Source organism: Flavobacterium endophyticum, from assembly GCF_003634455.1.
Classification (GTDB): Bacteria; Bacteroidota; Bacteroidia; order Flavobacteriales; family Flavobacteriaceae; genus Flavobacterium; species Flavobacterium endophyticum.
On the sequence record NZ_RBLC01000002.1, the window covers coordinates 228429 to 245103 of the forward strand.

A 16675-nucleotide genomic window follows, 5' to 3' on the forward strand; every position below is an offset into this window, starting at 1 on the left:
TATGAATATATTTTGGTTTAGGCGTGACTTGAGATTGGAAGACAATCAAGGATTGTGGGAAGCTTTGTCCGCTGACGAGACTCTTCCTATTTTTATATTCGACAAGAACATTCTGTCCGAACTTCCAGAAGATGATGCTCGGGTAACTTTTATCTCGCAATTGCTGGAAAAAATCCAAAATCAGCTCGAAAAAACAGGAAAATCACTGGCCATTTTTTATGATAAACCTGAAAATATTTTTACAAAGTTAATTTCGGAAAACCCTATAAAAGCGGTCTATACCAATCATGATTACGAACCGTATGCAAGAACTAGAGATTCCGAAATCAAAAACCTTTTGAAATCTAAAAACATTGCATTTCATACTTTTAAGGATCAGGTTATTTTTGAAAAAAGTGAAGTCGTGAAGGAAGATGGAACGCCGTATGTCGTTTATACTCCGTATTCTAAAAAGTGGAAAGAAAATCTTCGAGATAAACCAATAGACTCTTTTCCTTCAGAGAAAAAAATGGGACAAATAGTTCACCATTCTTATCCTTTTCTGACGTTGAAAGATATCGGATTTCTAAAATCTACTATTCCAGTTGAAGATTTTGATACTTCTGATACGGTTATTGAAAATTATAAAGAAACTCGTGATTTCCCAAGTGTTGATGGCACTTCACATTTAAGTCCGCACTTACGATTTGGTGCTGTGAGTATCCGAAAAATTGTAAAAAAGGCACTACAGCATAAAAAAGATACTTTTTTGAATGAACTGATTTGGAGAGAATTTTTCATGCAAATTCTTTGGCATTTTCCTAATACAGTTACCGAAAGCTTCCGTCCGAAATACGACCATATCAAGTGGCGTAACAACGAAAATGAGTTCCAAAAATGGTGCGAAGGAAACACCGGCTATCCTATTGTTGATGCTGGAATGCGCCAATTGAATGCTACCGGAAATATGCACAACCGCGTAAGGATGATTGTCGCCAGCTTTTTATGCAAGCATCTCTTGATTGACTGGCGCTGGGGTGAGGCCTACTTTGCAGAAAAACTGTTAGACTATGAACAATCCAGCAATATCGGGAATTGGCAATGGGCTGCTGGTTCTGGCGTTGATGCGGCGCCTTATTTCAGGATTTTTAATCCGAGCGAGCAAGTCAAAAAATTTGACAAGGATTTCAAGTACATCAAAAAGTGGGTACCTGAATTCCAAGAACTAAGCTACGTACCGATTGTTGACCACAAAGAAGCCAGGGAAAGATGCCTGAAAGTTTATAAGGAAGCTGTCGGGTAGCCTCCTTATCATTACGAATTTATATTTTTTATTTTTTCAAAACTCAGGTCGCTAAAATCGGTCACGATCATATCGGCTTTCGATTGGTCCTGTCCTACTGCAGTTTTGCCTTTATAGGCAATACAAAAAATACCGGCCGCTTTTGCTGCTGTAATGCCATTGGTACTGTCTTCAATAACAATACATTCGTTTATGGGCGCTTTCGAATACGAAGCCGCCTTTAAAAATATCGCGGGATTTGGCTTGGATTCTGGGAAATCCTCACCGCTAACTTTGTGCGTAAAGTACGGATTCAGTCCAAAACGGTCGAAAACTTTGTTAATAATCGCCATTTCAGAAGAAGAAGCTACAATCAGCTGCACTCCATTTTCGTATAAGTCAATGATGAGGTCTTTGACGCTGGGCATCAGGTGCAAGTCTTCTTTATTGTCAAACGCTTCTAAAAACAGCTTATTTTTAGCTACAATCAGGTCTTCGACCTCGTGTGCCAGCTGGAATCTGTCTTTTATCTTCTGATAAATCATCTTGTTTGAATTCCCTGTGAACGTATGGTACATTTCATCGGGAACTTCTATATCTAAATCTTTGAATTGCAATAGGCTTACATCATAGTGAACTGGCTCAGTGTCGACTAAGACACCGTCCATATCAAAAATCACGGTTTTAACCATTTTGTTTTACTTTAAATTCTTAATTTTTTCGGCGTTCAGCTCGTTAAAGTGATTAATAATCAAGTCTGCTTTTGACAAATCCTGAAGTTTGGTATGTTCGCTGTTATAACCTACGCAAAAAATTCCGGCTGCTTTTGAAGCTTCAATACCGTTGGAACTGTCTTCAATAACAATACATTCTTCCTTTTTAGCTATGGATAACGAAGCGGCATGTTCGAAGATGGCCGGATGCGGTTTTGATTTCGGAAAATCTTCTCCACTAACGATATCCGAAAAATACTGATGCAGATGAAATCGGTTAAAAACGCGCTCAATCGTAACCTTTGAAGCCGACGATGCCACGATAAGCTGGATGCCGTTTTGGTAAAGGTCTTTAATTAAATCTTCTACTCCTTCTAAAAGGTGCAGGTCTTTTTTGGTATCAAAAGCATCGTTGAAAATGTTTCTTTTTCGCTGTATCAAATCTTCTACGTCATGATCTAAACCGAAAGCATGCTTTAATTTCTGGAAAACATTGCGAGTAGAATTTCCTGTGAAAGTCGCAAACATATCGTCTGTTACGGAAATTTCTAGTTCGTCAAAATGTTGGAAATAGGCATATCTGTGAACCGGTTCCGTATCAACGATAACGCCGTCCATGTCAAAAATTACTGTTTTTATCATTGTTGTGTTGTGTAGTTTTGGTAGAAAATTTTAATTGTGTCCCTCCTTTTTCAATAAATAACGGATTACCGTTTCTGCCGCATGAAGTCCGAAAAGCCCAGGCATATAGCTGTTCGTTCCGTAAAATGACTTTTTGAAGTTCTTGCCATCGGTCATTCTCAAGCTGGAAGTATCTTGAATTTCAGAAGAATATACGGCTTTTACGCCTTTATCAATCTTTACTTCTTTCAATCTTCTTTTTATGGCTTTGGCCAGATAGCAGTTTTTGGTCTTGCTGATATCCGAAACTTTTACTTTAGCAGCTTCCATCTTCCCGCCAGCGCCCATACTGCTGATAATTTTTATCTTTTTTCTTTTAGACGCAATGATAAGATTCAGTTTTGGCGTCACGCTGTCGATGCAATCCATGACATAATCAAAATCATTGGTCACAATTTCAAATGCTCTTTCTGGGGAAAGGAATTCTTTTATTTTCGTAAGCTGTAATTCTGGATTGATATCCATCAAACGATCACCAACTACATCTATTTTTGATACGCCAACTGTAGAATGCAAAGCTGGTAATTGTCGGTTGATGTTCGTAATATCCACGACATCGCCATCAACTATGGTCATTTTTCCAACACCTGCCCTTGCGATAAATTCGGCCGCAAAAGAGCCTACACCTCCAACGCCGACAATCAATACATTTGAATTCTTTAATTTTTCAAGACCTTCTTTTTTGAATAGCAATTCAGCCCTTTCTGTCCACTGCGCCATTTTTTCTAAATTTATTATAACTGTATTTTAAAAACTTTTTCAAAATTTAATCGGATGATTTCCTGCAATTCATCGGTACTTTTACTTTTATATCGCGAAGCTATCGCATACACCTCTTCAATGGTTTCATCTAGGGTATCGGTTTCCAAAAAAAACTGGTTGTCAGGAATATTTTTAAAGACCGATTCCAACTCTGGATTTCTTAACAAATACTTTCCGAAAGAAAGATAAAATCCGTTGCTTAGTAGCTGTTTTGCCAGCTGCTCGTTTTTTGAAAATCCGTGGATAATCATCGGAACCGTTATTCCCAAATCATTTTTGATCGCAATCAATTCCTGAAAAGAAGCCACACAATGAATCACAACTGGCTTTTGGTATCTTTCTGCCAAAAGCAATTGTTTCCTGAATACTTCTTCTTGCAAATCAAACGGAACTTCAATTCTTTTGTCCAAACCGCATTCTCCTACTGCCAAGCAATTTGCAGATTGCAGTTTTTCTTCAATAATCCCCAAATCTTCTTCTATCCTATCTTCTACAATATACCAAGGATGGATTCCTATCGAATAAAACGGAATGGTTTCATCAAATTCCTGCGGATACTGATTCACCAATTCAAGACAATCGGGATGGTTTGAGAATTTGTGCGTATGGAGATTGTATAGCAAAACTTATTTTTTAAATTTTTTCACGCCAGCCTTGATTTCAATTTTAAGGTCATTTTCTTGTGGCGGAATCGGACAAGAATATTTGTGATTGTAAGCGCAATACGGGTTGTATGCTGTATTAAAATCAATCGCAATCGTATCGCCTTCAGGAATTTTCAGATCGACATATCTTCCACCGCCATAGCTTTCCACGCCCGAAGTCAAATCTGTGAAAGGCAGGAAAAGCGCGTCTTTGTATTTGTCAATTTTCTTCAAATCTTGGCTTTGGTAGATATTCAGCTTGAAATGCTTGCCGTCGATCGAAAAATGTACCTCGCCATATTTTATGTAGATTGGCTTTCGAGATGTTGTCGTCGGCATTTCAAAAGGTTTTTCATCGGGAGTCCTTACAAATTTTGCGTTTACAAAAAACTTTTCGCTGATCGGATAAAAATCCAACGACTTGAATTCCTTCCAATCTTTTTTGAGCAATGGACTTTTTACAGAATCAGCATATTCTGTATTGATTTCTTTTTGAAAAGCAATAACAGAATCTTTTACAAAACTTTTTTGTGCGGATGAAACCACAGCTGCCAGCAAAAACAAGAGGTTTAGAAAGCTTTTCACAGTTTTAAATTTTAGGCAAAAATAAGCAAAATAATCGATTACAGATTCTAAAAAAAGGAATCCAAACTTTGTAACTTTGTGTCAAATTCACAATTCAATGCTTCAAAAAGCTTTCAAACGCTACATCGATTCTTTTAGAGGCTTTACAAAAGAAATCTATTGATGTCTTTCAACGGACTGCTCATATTCTTCTTAGAAATGCCAACGGTCACCTTTCTCGAAAGAAAAAAGGTAAATCGTCTAAAAATTATTCTTTGGGGTACTTTTTTCGTTAGCTTAAGCTTTTTTGTATTGCTTTTCGACAACTGGGTGGGCATCTTGGTCATCAGCATGGTCTTTATCACTATAGGAGAAATGCTGAACTTTCCGTTTTCAAATAGTTTTGCGATGAGCCGAGCTCCAAAAGGACATGAAGGCCGCTATATGGCTTTGTTTACGATGAGCTTCAGCCTCGCGCATGTCACCAGCGCTAAATTAGGTATGGAAATTATTTCCCGCTTTGGCTACAATGCAAATTGGATCGTAATGGGAACTTTGGGCCTTCTCTCCTGTGCCAGCATCATTTATTTGAAACAAATGATCTTAAAAAACAAATAGCTTATTTTAGATAACAAAGGCGTTTTTCTAAACTCCTTTGCTTTCAGCATTACATTTTTGATTAATTTAGCTTGCATTTTCGTTTTTATTATACCTTAAATATCAACTATTTACAAATAAAAAAGACATAAAAACTAAAAAAACAGTTCAATAACTAAAAAAATAGTTTGCAAACTAAAAATTTAGTTGTAAGTTTGTCTTGTTAAAGGGTTAGATTGGTATTTCTCTTGAACGTTCTATCTTGGAACGTTCGGGAGACTTCCAAAAAATAAAAAAAAGATGCAAAAATTAACAAACAAAGAGGAAGAAGTAATGCACATTTTATGGAGACTTGAAAAAGCTTTCGTAAAAGAGATAATGGCCGAAATCAAAGAAGACCAGCCACATTACAATACGCTCTCGACTATTGTGAGAATATTGGAGGAAAAAGGTTTCGTATCGCATACTGCTTTCGGAAACTCGCACCAGTATTATCCTATCGTAGCCATTGAAGACTATAGAAAACGTTTTATGACTACAGCAATTGACAATTATTTTGACAGCTCTTATAAAAACCTAGTCTCCTTTTTTGCTGAAGAAGAAAAGATTTCTGCCGACGAATTACGTGAGATTTTAGACATGATCGAAAAAAAGAAATAAGCATGGAAAACTTCATCCTCTATTTTGCAAAAGCATCTGCCCTATTGGCCGTGTTCTTTCTAGCCTACTATTTCCTGTTGCGAAAAGAGACATTCTTTACGTCTAACAGATGGTTCCTCTTGGCTGGGATACTAACCTCATTGGCTTTGCCGCTTGTTATTTTCAAAAAAATAGTGTGGACAGAACCTGTCGTAAGGCACTATGTACCCTTAGAAACAGGGGCGTATCCTATGACTTACGTTAGAGATTTTCCAAAAACCGAAATACCACCAATGATTCAAGAGCCTTCGTTTGAGATTAATTGGCTGTATGTTGTAGCCGGAATCTATCTTATGGGGATGCTTTTCTTCTTAGGAAAATTTATTCGAGACTTTTGGGCACTAAAAAAAATATTTAAAAACCAGACGATAGAAACTTGCGGCAGTTTTAAGCTTGTGGATACGGATAGAATACAGTCGCCTTTTTCATTTTTTAATTATATCGTCTATAATTCAAACCGTTTCAGGCAAGAAGAATTAGATAACATTTTAGAACATGAGAAAGTACATAGCTCGCAGATGCATTCGGCCGACATGATCATAAGCCAACTATTCTGCATTGCCTTTTGGTTTAATCCTTTTGCCTGGTTGCATAAAAAAGCTATTGTCCAAAACTTAGAATTTATTGCCGATTCGACAGCCTTAAAAATGGTTTCGGACCGAATCATATACCAAAAAACATTATTAAAAGTAAGTGCACCTCATCACTGCATTCCAATTACTAATCATTTTTTTCAATCATTAATCAAAAAGCGAATCGTTATGTTAAACACAGATCAATCAAAAAAGAGAAATTCATGGAAGTATGCAATCGTATTGCCATTACTGACAGTTTTCATGCTTCAGTTTCAAGTGGAAACCGTAGCGCAGGAGAAATCTTCAAAAAAAGCAATCCAGGAAACAAATCCTTATGAATTCAAAGTAGATAAAAATTCTACGGATGACTATCTAAAACTGCAATCAGAGATTTTTAAGAAGAATAATGGAATCGACGTGAAGTTTTCAAAAGTCAAAAGAAATGCCGACAAGGAAATCGTGGCCATCAAGACAACTTACAAAGACAAGGATGGCAATTCAGGAAATTCATACCTAAAAAGCGACGAACCAATCCAACCTTTTGTATTGAAAAAAGAAGATGATAAAGTCGTTATTTCTAGCCCTAAAAACACATTCTACGGCAGAACTACAAACGGATCTTCTGTAGTAGTATCAGCCGATAAGCTTGAAATGCCAACACCTCCTATTCCGCCAACACCGCCAGTAATGCCTGCAATGCCAAATACGCCGCCGGTTCCGCAATTCCCAACACCTCCAACGCCTCCAACTGTTGCTTATAACGAAGACAGCAAAGAATGGAAAGAATTTGAGAAAAAGATGAAGGAATTTGAAACTAAGATGGAAGCTAAAGACGGTGAAATGGCAAAATTCGAAAAAGCCATGGAAAAATATGGTGAAGAAATGGAAGCTGCCTTCTCAAAAGACTTCGAAAAACAAATGGAAGAGTTTGAAAAGAAAATGGAAATCTTCGAAGAGCAGATGGAAGCCTATGCAAAACAGATGGAAGAACAAATGGAGAAAAACTTAAGATAAGACAAAACAAGAAAGCAAAAGGCTGTCCTAAAAAGACAGCCTTTTTTTGTATCTTTAAATAAAAAGAAAAGTCATGTTCAAACTATTAGCAAAACTAAACAAGTGGCTGCTGCCCAACTATACCAAGAAAGGCTTAGACTTAGCCAAGGCAACCAAATGGCAAAAAGCAATCATTGCCTGGAAATATTATGTCACGACCCATGTGTTAGATTAATATTTCAAGGGAGAAAAGATATCATACTGTTTGATTTTTTCCCTGCCGTTGAGAAAAGTAAGCTCCATCAAGAAATTACACTGTACGATTTCCCCGCCTAGCCTTTCAACCAATTCGCACATCGCTTTTGCCGTTCCGCCAGTAGCCAAGACATCATCATGAATCAATACTCTGTCGCCTTTTTTTATAGCATCGGTATGCATTTCTAAGGTATCGGTGCCATATTCCAGTTCATACGTTGCTGTAATGGTCGTAAACGGAAGCTTCTTCGGCTTCCTCACCGGAACAAACCCCGCTCCCAATCGATACGCCAAAAGCGTAGCAAAAAAGAAGCCGCGGCTCTCTGCTCCTACTACTTTATCAATCTTTTTATCTTTTAAGCCATTGATTAGCAGTTCCAAACACGCTTTTGAAGCCTCTGCATCAGCCAAAAGAGGTGTTATATCTTTAAAAACAATTCCAGGTTTCGGAAAATCCTGAATATCACGGATGTACTTTTCTATTGACATTTTTATTACATTTAATTTCAAAATTGATTTGCAAGATAAACATAATTTCCTATATTTGCACCCGCATTAAGGCCTCGTGGCGCAACTGAATAGCGCATCTGATTACGGCTCAGAAGGTTACTGGTTTGAATCCAGTCGAGGTCACTAAAGGGACAAAAGATAAATTATCTTTTGTCCCTTTTTATTTGACCCAGCTACTAGAAAACAAAGACATAATTTGCAATGTTCCTGAGTCTGTGCAAACTTTTTACCATTTGATAAATCCTGTAAAGATCCTATTTACTAATTTTCCGTCATGAAAGAACTCACAGACTTCTTATTGCAATTCGGAAACCTGAACACTCAGCAGATTGACCTCATCGGCAGCAAGACTGAGGAACTGTTACTCAAGAAAGAGGCATATTTCTCGGAAGCAGGAAAAATTCCAAACCAGGTCGGCTTTATTTTGGAAGGTATTCTGCGGGTCTGCTATTACGACAACAAGGGCGAAGAAGTCACCAAGTATTTCGGCGACGAAAATCACCTCATTGTTGACTGGCACCATTTCGAGGCAAAAATTCCTGCTTCAGAATACGTCCAAGCTGTTACCGAATGTAAACTGCTCGTATTTTCCCGAAAAGACTGGGAAGAACTGTCCAATACTATTATCGGATGGGACACTATTGTCAATAAAATTATCCAAAAGGCACTCATAGAAAAACTAGACCGAAGAAGTCCGCTAGTTTCAGAAGATGCCACGACACGATACCTGACATTCTTAGAAAAATTTCCCTCTATCGCCAATCGCGTTCCACTTTCTTATATCGCTTCCTATTTAGGCGTCACGCAGCAGTCGCTGAGCCGAATCAGGAAGAACATCCGTTGATCCTGATTTGCTTGCACAGAGTCGGATTGGACTGAAAATCGCTTTTTACCAAATGGTAAATGGTTTTATTCTTTTCAGGGCCAACTTTGCATTGTTAATCTTAAATCAGCAAAAATGAAAAAAGCACTTATTACAGGAGCTAATAAAGGTATTGGCTTTGAGGCCGCGAGACAATTATTGCAAAAAGGCTTTTATGTCTATCTGGGAAGTAGAAATTTGGAAAGCGGACTGCAAGCAGTCGACAAATTAAAATCGGAAGGATTGTCTAATGCAGAAGCCATCCAGATGGATGTAGCCAGCGACGAATCCGTAAAAAAAGCCCGTTTGGCAATCGGTAGCAAGACAGACGTTTTGGATGTTCTCATCAACAATGCCGGTATTACAGGAGTAAAACTACAAGAAGACGGAAGCTTTATCCCGCAGACCGCAACCGATACTAGCGTTGATATCTTTAAGGAAGTATACGAAACCAACGTCTATGGCGTAATAAGAGTGACGCAGGCCTTTCTGGATCTGCTAAAAAAATCAGACGAGCCGAGGATTGTAATGGTAAGCTCCAGCCAAGGTTCTATTACATTGCACAGCGATCCATCCTACAAATATTACAACCATAAAGGAGCGGTCTATCTATCCTCTAAATCCGCCCTAAATATGTACACTGTAAACTTGGCTTACGAATTGGGCGATACCAATTTCAAGATCAATGCCGTAAGTCCCGGCTTTACCAAAACCGATCTAAACTATAACAGAGGCACAGGCACGGTTGAAGATGCTGGAAAACGAATAGTAAAATACGCCTTGATAGGCAACGATGGCGTAACAGGAAAATTTTTCTGCGAAGAAACCAATCCTGAAACAGGAGAAATTCCGTGGTAGAATTTTATTTTACAAAACTTGAAAAGGCGACCAATTGTCGCCTTTTTACTTTCATTAATCTTCTGTCTTAAAAACCATAGACGCCTCCGCCAACGGTGATTTTCTCTCCGGTAATCCATGCCGCCTCATCAGAAGCAAGAAATACGGCAACTTTTGCAATATCATCTGGCTGACCCGTACGGCCCAGCGGTGTTTTAGAAACAAAACCTGCTTCCGCCTCACTGCCGATAAACCCTGCGCTATGAGAACCTTCAGTCTCTACAATACCTGGCAGAATAGAATTGATACGGATATTTCTTCCGGCAAATTCTTTAGATAAAGAAATGGTAATAGCATCTAGTGCTGTTTTTGTCGCCGAATAAACCGAACCGGTAGGCAAAGGCGAATTGCTCGCTCCCGAACTGATATTAATAATGTTACCTCCCTTATCGCCAAAAAGCTTCAAAGACTCCTGTATGGCAAGTATGGATCCCAAGACATTGATATTAAAAGAACGATGGAACGTTTCTGCCGATACTTGCTCAATAGGCTCATACAGATAAATGCCCGCATTGTTTACCAGAATATCCAATGTGCCGAAAGCCTTTTTAGTTTCGGCATGCAATCTTGCCACATCAGCTTCTTTTGATACATCGCCCTGCACTGCAATGGCTGTTCCTCCCTGATCGGTTATTGCGCTGACTACTTTTTCGGCGTCTTCTTTACTCGAAGCATAATTCACTACAACCTTTGCCCCTTCTGCGGCAAAATATTTTGCAATCGAAGCACCTATTCCTTTTGATGCCCCTGTAACTATGGCTACCTTATCTTTTAATCTGTTCATTTTTATTTTATTTAAAGTGAGATGCAAAGCTATAGACATTACATTTATTTAAGTAACTTTGTTACCAAAAGTAATAGTAACCAACAGGTAACAAAGTAACACCGTATGGAATTGGAATGTAAACCTCGTGTAGAACAACAGCACAAAAAAGAAATGATGGCTGTCCAGGATTCAATGGATGTGCTGAGTGGCAAGTGGAAGATCTCCATCCTCTCCTCTATTTGCTACTACAACAAAAGGAGATTTTCGGATATACTCAATGATGTCGTAGGCATTTCCAACAAAATGCTGAGCAAAGAGCTGAAAGAATTAGAAATAAACAAACTTATCAAGCGAACTGTTTTAGATACGCAGCCCATAACAGTGCAGTACGAACTTACGGATCATGGCCTTACCCTAAAAACGATAATTAATTATCTGACAGAATGGGGAATAGAACACCGTAAGAAAATTATCGAACAATAGTTGCATGTACTCTTTATAAAAGCCTGTTATTGGAAGTGAAACAAGTAGAAAATAAACAAACCAACTGGACCATCTGCCAGGAATGCCAAGGACGCGGCAAAAAAAGCCGAAGGCTGAGCAAGAAAGTCCGGCTGCAATACCAAATAGCCTCCGATCTATTTGAAAAAAATAATGGCGAAGGAACAGCTCCTGTCCGCCCTAAAGCCCCTCTTTATTCTTGCCTGAATTGTTCCGGATCGGGATTGATTCCGGCTGGCTTTCCTCCTGTGGCAGATAAAGAAAACTACCCGCACATCGCTATTATTGGTGCCGGCATTGGAGGCGTGGCATTAGCAGTAGCCTGCCTGCACCGCGGAATTCCTTTTACGCTTTTCGAACGCGACAACAACTTTACGGCCCGTTCTCAAGGCTACGGGCTCACATTGCAGCAAGCCAGCAAAGCCATTGAAGGATTCGGCATTTTCTCATTAGAAGAAGGCGTAATCTCTACCAGGCATCTGGTTCATACTACAGAAGGAAAAGTCATCGGCGAATGGGGAATCAGAAAATGGCTGTCCTCTGAAGCAAAGACATCACAAAAACGCACCAACATCCATATCGCAAGGCAATCCTTGCGTCTAGCGCTATTGGAGCAGCTCGGCGGACAGGATGCCGTACAATGGGGGCATCAATTAATCGATTTTAAGCAAGATGAAGACCAAGGCGTTACCCTAAACTTCCAAGTCAATGGGAAAATAAAAAGCTCCAAGGCAGGCCTTTTAGTTGGAGCCGATGGTATCCGCAGTTCGGTGCGGAGGCTACTGCTCGGCGAAGATATCGCCCCTTTGCGTTATCTGGACTGTATTGTGATATTGGGTATCTGTCCTTTAGAAGCTCTCGAAGACCCGACGAGTTCCTTGCTCGACTCCGCCACGGTATTTCAAACCGCCAATGGCAACGAGCGCATCTACATCATGCCGTATACTTCAGACTCCGTAATGTGGCAGCTAAGCTTCCCAATGTCCGAAGAAGAAGCCAAGGCATTAAGCGCACACGGACCTCAAGCCCTCAAGGAAGAAGCTTGTCGCAGGACGCAATGGCACGATCCCATCCCACAAATTGTAGCAGCAACATTGGAAGCACAGATTTCTGGCTATCCCGTATACGACCGTGAATTATTAGAGTCAGAATTACTAGAGAAAAAAGGCGCCGTGACCCTGATTGGAGACGCAGCGCACCCGATGAGTCCGTTCAAAGGACAAGGAGCCAACCAAGCCCTGCTGGACGCGCTTACCTTAGCACGGGGAATCGCAAAAGGATGCAAGCCCTTATCGCAATGGAGAAAAGCAGGAATAAGAAAAAGCGTATTGACAGAATTTGAATCCGAAATGCTAGAACGCAGCGCTGTCAAGGTAAAAGATTCGGCAGATGCCGCACAGTTCCTGCATTCCGAAATTGTGCTTCATGAAGGCGACGAGCCAAGAGGACGGTGCCTAAAGAAAAAAGACACCCAACAAAATAATTAAAGTCTATAGAATAAAAACTCTTTGCGGTCCTGCGCCTACGTAATCTTCGTTCGGATCTCGGCCATGTCTTTTTGCAGCTTCCTTACGACAGCTTCCAGCGGTTCGCCGCCCTCGTTCATCAGCTTGGCGTCATTGCGTCCGATATGCGCCACATATTCCCAGATCTCTATAATATCAGACAGCTTGACCTCATACGGATTATAAATCACATTGTCCGGCTCTACCGTAAGCGAATCCTCATTCTTGCTGTTGAGCCTTTTGTACGTCATGCCTTCGCTGCGCGTGATCAGAATATAGGTCTTGTTTTTCTTTATCTCGCCAAGATTCTCCACATACTTCCCGATAATAAAACTCTTATCATCGTGCGGAGGCATCGAATCGCCGCCAACCGGAAATGCGCGGTGCTTGCCCGGCCCTAAAAAAGGCATCGTTATCTGCGGCAAAGCTTCAATAAATTCAGGATCGGCATAACCCGTCAGATACCCGGCGCGTGCTTTATACGGTACTATTTCAATCAAGTCTTCACCATTAGCATCTACCATAATAGGCAGTATGATACGGTTATCATCCAGCTTGAGCAGGTCGTCTATACGGTACTTCCGTACGTCAACCGACAGCATCAGGTCGATACTGACGCCAAAATACCGGGCAATTTTTTTTAGTATCTCATACGGCGGCTCCACCTTCCCGCTTTCATACGGTTCGTACCTTCCACGCTTGATATCAAGGCTTTCGGCCGTTTCCCTCTGGCTTTCTTTCCGGCTTTCTCGTAAGAATCTAAGATTATCTGAAAATAGCGACATTGTTAATGTTGTAAGTTACTACAGCAAAAATATATAATTTTGTAGAATATAACAACAATATACGCGCCATTCGACAAAGTTTTTAAAATGCTGGAAGTTGCCACAAAAAGAAAGCAATCCCAAAAACGAAAACACCATGATCAATGCTAGACGCTATATGAAAAACACGCAGTACGCCATAGTCGATATCGAAACCACTGGCGGCAACGCTGGCGGCAGCCGTATTACCGAAATCGCTATCATAATCCATGACGGTACGAGCGTCATTGACCGCTTTGAAACGCTCGTCAATCCGCAAAAAGAGATACCACTTCCCATCTTTGCCCTGACCGGAATTACAAACGAGATGGTCTCCGGCGCTCCTATTTTCGATGACATTGCCGAAAGAGTAGCCGAACTGCTTACCGACCGCATCTTTGTAGCCCACAACGTCAACTTCGATTATTCCTTCGTAAGGCACCAGCTAGAAGAAGCAGGAATCAAATGGACAGCCCGAAAGCTTTGCACCGTGCGTGCCGCAAGAAAGATCCGGCCCGGATTGGCTTCTTACAGTCTCGGAAACCTCTGCCAGTCGCTAGACATCCCTGTAGAAAACAGGCACCGTGCCGGCGGCGATGCAGATACTACCGCGATCTTGTTTTCCCGACTGCTGGAATGGGACAGCGAAGGCGATATAACAAAAATGGTAAAGAAAACCGCGCAAGACCAGCGCCTACCTCCCAATTTGCCTCCTGCAGACTTTGAGCAATTGCCCGAAAAGCCAGGCGTCTACTATTTTTACAACCAGGCAAAAAAAGTAATCTATATAGGAAAGGCGGTCAATTTAAAAAAACGCGTCGCTTCCCATTTTAGCGGCCATAAGATTACGCCGCAGCGCCAGCATTTCTTGCGGGATATCCATAGCATTTCCTTTGAGATTTGCGGTACCGAACTGATGGCCCTGCTTTTAGAGTGCAACGAAATCAAGACGCAATGGCCTGCCTACAACAGAGCCTTAAAACGATTCGAGCCTAAATACGGACTGTATCAATACGAGGCCCGCAACGGCTTTACGTATCTGGCCATCGGAAAGCTGAGCCGATTCCAAGCCTGCATTGAATCGTTCAATACGCTCCATGACGGCATACAGTTGCTCCGCAGCCTTGCCGAGCAATTTGGCATCGATCCCCGATTCTGCAAATATGGCGTGGAAGCCGACGGCATCAGAAAAGCAGACCTTACGAACCTGCCCGATGTCATGAGCCACAACAGCCAAATCGAAAAGGCCGTCGCCTTTTTCTTAGACAGCAGGCGAAGCTTTGGAATCATCGATAAAGGAAGGACTCCAGAAGAACATAGTTGTATATGGGTCGAAAACGGACATTTTTACGGCATGGGATATATGGCTTCGGATATTACGCTTGCCGAACCTTCTGAAATAAAAGATTATGTGACCCATTACCGGAGCAACCAATACAGCATGCATCTGATTTATGCCTATGCCGAAAAGTATCCGGGCAAAGTCTTTCCCAAACAAAAGTGGGCTGAAAAAGTTTTAGAAGAACACCACTTGGATGGCGTTCATGAATGATCAAATCGTACATAACAAATGGACAATTATAACCTAACGCGTTTCCTCGACGCGCAAAATCAAGTATACCTGAAAGCGCTTTCAGAAATCAAGAACGGACAGAAAGAATCGCATTGGATGTGGTTCATCTTTCCACAGCTAAAAAGCCTCGGCCGCAGCGAAACATCAAAATTCTACGGCATTAATGATATCGATGAAGCCGCAGCGTATCTGGCCCACCCGATTCTAGGTCTGCATATGGTGCAGATAGCCACGGCCTTTTTGGAAATCGACGGAAAGACGGCACAGGAGATTCTCGGCAGTCCAGACGACCTAAAGCTGCGTTCCAGCATGACCCTTTTTGCGAATGTGCCGGATGCGCCTCCGGTATTTGAAAAGGTCATCGAAAAGTATTTCAACGGATTTCAGGACGAACTGACGCTACAGGTATTCCTCAAAAACAAATTTCATGATGACCTTATTTGAAGATACTGAACTCTTTATGTCCGGAAACCGCGGAACCAAAACGTTTGACCTGCCCGATGCCGATGTCATGCTGATCGATACTTTTTTCACCAAGGAAGAGTCCGATTACTACTATACCACACTGCTGGAACAGACGCGTTGGCATACTTACGAAATGCCGATGTATGAAAAAGTCGTAGCCGCTCCCCGAATGGTCTCTTGGTTTGAAGATAGCGTCCAAAAAAAGGACAAAGCGCCGACAATTTCCTTGACTCCAGACTTATGCGCGATCCGCCAGCGGGTAGAAACTGAAACCCAGATTAAATTCAATGCGGTCTTATTAAACTTGTATCGCGATGGCAATGACGGCGTATCTTGGCACAGCGACAAAACGGCTACGGTCAACAAGAACATGATTATTGCTTCCGTCACCTTTGGCGAGACACGTATGTTCCGCTTGCGCCATAAATTCAGGAAAGAGCTGCAGCAGGTCGAAATTCCGCTGTATCACGGCTCCTTTCTGCTGATGGCAGGAACCACAAATAGCTTTTGGGAACACCAAGTACCGAAGACGGCCAGAAAAGTACTGCCGAGAATCAACCTAACCTTCCGGCAGGTGCATCGAGAAGAATAGCCAGAATCTTATACTGGACTTAACATAAGCTTCTAGCAATAAAACGTAACTTTAGGAGAACAAATCAAATAGATAGCAACCTTTAAAGCATAGCACACCCATGAACTTAAGCAACAAAGCCATACTCGAAAAAGCAAATGAAGCAGTCTCCAAAGGCGATAATGAAGGATTTTTATCATTCTGCACAGAAGATACCGAATGGACATTTGTAGGCGATCGTGTCCTGAGCGGTAAAGAAGCCGTCCGTCAGTATATGGCTGTCGAGTATCTGGAACCGCCGCAGTTTATGGTCGAAAGCCTCATTGCCGAAGGCGATTTCGTTATTGCCATCGGAAAAATCAACAGCAAAGATGAAAACGGGAAAATAGCCGCGTACGATTACTGCGATGTATGGAGATTTGAAAACGGCAAGATGGCAGCATTAAAAGCTTTTGTGATAAAGGCATAATCTTTACAC

21 protein-coding genes and 1 tRNA gene are annotated in these 16675 nt (G+C 41.1%); 14 read left to right on the forward strand and 8 right to left on the reverse strand.

Translation table 11 applies throughout. The annotated features are described in order from the left end of the window. The first annotated feature begins 1 nt into the window (after position 1). Entirely contained in the window at positions 2-1282 is a 1281-nt protein-coding gene (locus tag CLV94_RS10625) for a cryptochrome/photolyase family protein (protein ID WP_121376467.1), read from the forward strand. Positions 1283-1293: 11 nt separating this feature from the next. On the opposite strand, the gene CLV94_RS10630 is transcribed toward CLV94_RS10625, so the two are convergent. The 5 genes from CLV94_RS10630 to CLV94_RS10650 are packed head-to-tail and all read right to left on the reverse strand — an operon-like array spanning position 1294 to position 4646. Further along, on the reverse strand, positions 1294-1953 hold the full coding sequence (locus tag CLV94_RS10630; protein WP_121376468.1) for an HAD family hydrolase: 660 nt from the start codon (positions 1951-1953) through the stop codon (positions 1294-1296). A gap of 6 nt (positions 1954-1959) precedes the next feature. Beyond that, the gene (locus tag CLV94_RS10635; RefSeq protein ID WP_121376469.1) at positions 1960-2616 is read right to left on the reverse strand and encodes an HAD family hydrolase; all 657 of its coding nucleotides are present in this window, start codon (positions 2614-2616) and stop codon (positions 1960-1962) included. A gap of 30 nt (positions 2617-2646) precedes the next feature. Next, the gene (locus CLV94_RS10640; protein ID WP_121376470.1) at positions 2647-3375 is read right to left on the reverse strand and encodes a tRNA threonylcarbamoyladenosine dehydratase; all 729 of its coding nucleotides are present in this window, start codon (positions 3373-3375) and stop codon (positions 2647-2649) included. A 14-nt stretch (positions 3376-3389) separates the two neighbouring features. Beyond that, positions 3390-4040: a TatD family hydrolase gene (locus CLV94_RS10645; RefSeq protein WP_121376471.1), complete on the reverse strand. Its 651-nt coding sequence runs from the start codon at positions 4038-4040 to the stop codon at positions 3390-3392. Positions 4041-4043: 3 nt separating this feature from the next. Then, positions 4044-4646 (reverse strand): DUF1684 domain-containing protein, encoded by a 603-nt coding sequence (locus CLV94_RS10650; RefSeq protein ID WP_121376472.1) that lies wholly within the window; start codon positions 4644-4646, stop codon positions 4044-4046. Positions 4647-4808: 162 nt separating this feature from the next. Between CLV94_RS10650 and CLV94_RS10655 the strand changes: the two genes are divergently transcribed. The 4 genes from CLV94_RS10655 to CLV94_RS10670 all read left to right on the forward strand — a co-directional run bounded on the left by CLV94_RS10655 (position 4809) and on the right by CLV94_RS10670 (position 7724). Next, entirely contained in the window at positions 4809-5243 is a 435-nt protein-coding gene (locus tag CLV94_RS10655) for an MFS transporter (protein WP_121376473.1), read from the forward strand. Between the two features lie 279 nt (positions 5244-5522). Further along, a complete protein-coding gene (locus CLV94_RS10660; RefSeq protein ID WP_121376474.1) occupies positions 5523-5882 on the forward strand; it encodes a BlaI/MecI/CopY family transcriptional regulator in 360 nt (119 codons plus the stop codon). A gap of 2 nt (positions 5883-5884) precedes the next feature. Further along, positions 5885-7510 (forward strand): M56 family metallopeptidase, encoded by a 1626-nt coding sequence (locus tag CLV94_RS10665; protein WP_121376475.1) that lies wholly within the window; start codon positions 5885-5887, stop codon positions 7508-7510. Positions 7511-7583: 73 nt separating this feature from the next. Continuing rightward, positions 7584-7724, forward strand: a complete 141-nt coding sequence (locus tag CLV94_RS10670) for an SsrA-binding protein (RefSeq protein WP_121376476.1) — start codon at positions 7584-7586, stop codon at positions 7722-7724. Here CLV94_RS10670 and CLV94_RS10675 read toward each other — a convergent pair. After that, a complete protein-coding gene (locus tag CLV94_RS10675; RefSeq protein WP_121376477.1) occupies positions 7721-8233 on the reverse strand; it encodes an adenine phosphoribosyltransferase in 513 nt (170 codons plus the stop codon). The two genes, CLV94_RS10670 and CLV94_RS10675, sit on opposite strands and share 4 nt — an antisense overlap. A 70-nt stretch (positions 8234-8303) precedes the next feature. Here CLV94_RS10675 and CLV94_RS10680 point away from each other — a divergent pair. From CLV94_RS10680 to CLV94_RS10690, 3 genes are all read left to right on the forward strand, one after another. Then, a tRNA-Arg gene (locus CLV94_RS10680) sits at positions 8304-8377 on the forward strand. Between the two features lie 151 nt (positions 8378-8528). Continuing rightward, the gene (locus CLV94_RS10685) at positions 8529-9098 is read left to right on the forward strand and encodes a Crp/Fnr family transcriptional regulator (RefSeq protein WP_121376478.1); all 570 of its coding nucleotides are present in this window, start codon (positions 8529-8531) and stop codon (positions 9096-9098) included. A gap of 114 nt (positions 9099-9212) precedes the next feature. After that, positions 9213-9974, forward strand: coding sequence for an SDR family oxidoreductase (locus tag CLV94_RS10690; protein WP_121376479.1), 762 nt, complete (start codon positions 9213-9215; stop codon positions 9972-9974). A 67-nt stretch (positions 9975-10041) separates the two neighbouring features. On the opposite strand, the gene CLV94_RS10695 is transcribed toward CLV94_RS10690, so the two are convergent. After that, positions 10042-10797 carry an SDR family NAD(P)-dependent oxidoreductase gene (locus CLV94_RS10695; RefSeq protein ID WP_121376480.1) on the reverse strand — a complete coding sequence of 252 codons (756 nt, stop codon included), beginning with the start codon at positions 10795-10797 and terminating at the stop codon, positions 10042-10044. A gap of 105 nt (positions 10798-10902) precedes the next feature. On the opposite strand from CLV94_RS10695, the gene CLV94_RS10700 reads away from it, so the two are divergent. Beyond that, positions 10903-11262 carry a winged helix-turn-helix transcriptional regulator gene (locus CLV94_RS10700; RefSeq protein ID WP_211331193.1) on the forward strand — a complete coding sequence of 120 codons (360 nt, stop codon included), beginning with the start codon at positions 10903-10905 and terminating at the stop codon, positions 11260-11262. A gap of 35 nt (positions 11263-11297) precedes the next feature. Continuing rightward, entirely contained in the window at positions 11298-12767 is a 1470-nt protein-coding gene (locus CLV94_RS10705; protein ID WP_121376627.1) for an FAD-dependent oxidoreductase, read from the forward strand. Positions 12768-12802: 35 nt separating this feature from the next. Here the strand turns inward: CLV94_RS10705 and CLV94_RS10710 are convergent, their stop codons facing one another. Next, positions 12803-13570, reverse strand: a complete 768-nt coding sequence (locus CLV94_RS10710; RefSeq protein WP_121376481.1) for an XRE family transcriptional regulator — start codon at positions 13568-13570, stop codon at positions 12803-12805. A gap of 157 nt (positions 13571-13727) precedes the next feature. Between CLV94_RS10710 and CLV94_RS10715 the strand changes: the two genes are divergently transcribed. From CLV94_RS10715 to CLV94_RS10730, 4 genes are all read left to right on the forward strand, one after another. Then, positions 13728-15140, forward strand: coding sequence for an exonuclease domain-containing protein (locus tag CLV94_RS10715; RefSeq protein WP_121376628.1), 1413 nt, complete (start codon positions 13728-13730; stop codon positions 15138-15140). A gap of 18 nt (positions 15141-15158) precedes the next feature. Continuing rightward, positions 15159-15605, forward strand: a complete 447-nt coding sequence (locus tag CLV94_RS10720; RefSeq protein ID WP_121376482.1) for a DUF1810 domain-containing protein — start codon at positions 15159-15161, stop codon at positions 15603-15605. After that, positions 15589-16218 carry an alpha-ketoglutarate-dependent dioxygenase AlkB family protein gene (locus CLV94_RS10725; protein WP_317125114.1) on the forward strand — a complete coding sequence of 210 codons (630 nt, stop codon included), beginning with the start codon at positions 15589-15591 and terminating at the stop codon, positions 16216-16218. Before CLV94_RS10720 ends, CLV94_RS10725 begins: the two co-directional genes overlap by 17 nt. A gap of 100 nt (positions 16219-16318) precedes the next feature. Further along, positions 16319-16666 carry a nuclear transport factor 2 family protein gene (locus tag CLV94_RS10730; protein WP_121376484.1) on the forward strand — a complete coding sequence of 116 codons (348 nt, stop codon included), beginning with the start codon at positions 16319-16321 and terminating at the stop codon, positions 16664-16666. The last annotated feature ends 9 nt before the right edge of the window (positions 16667-16675 follow it).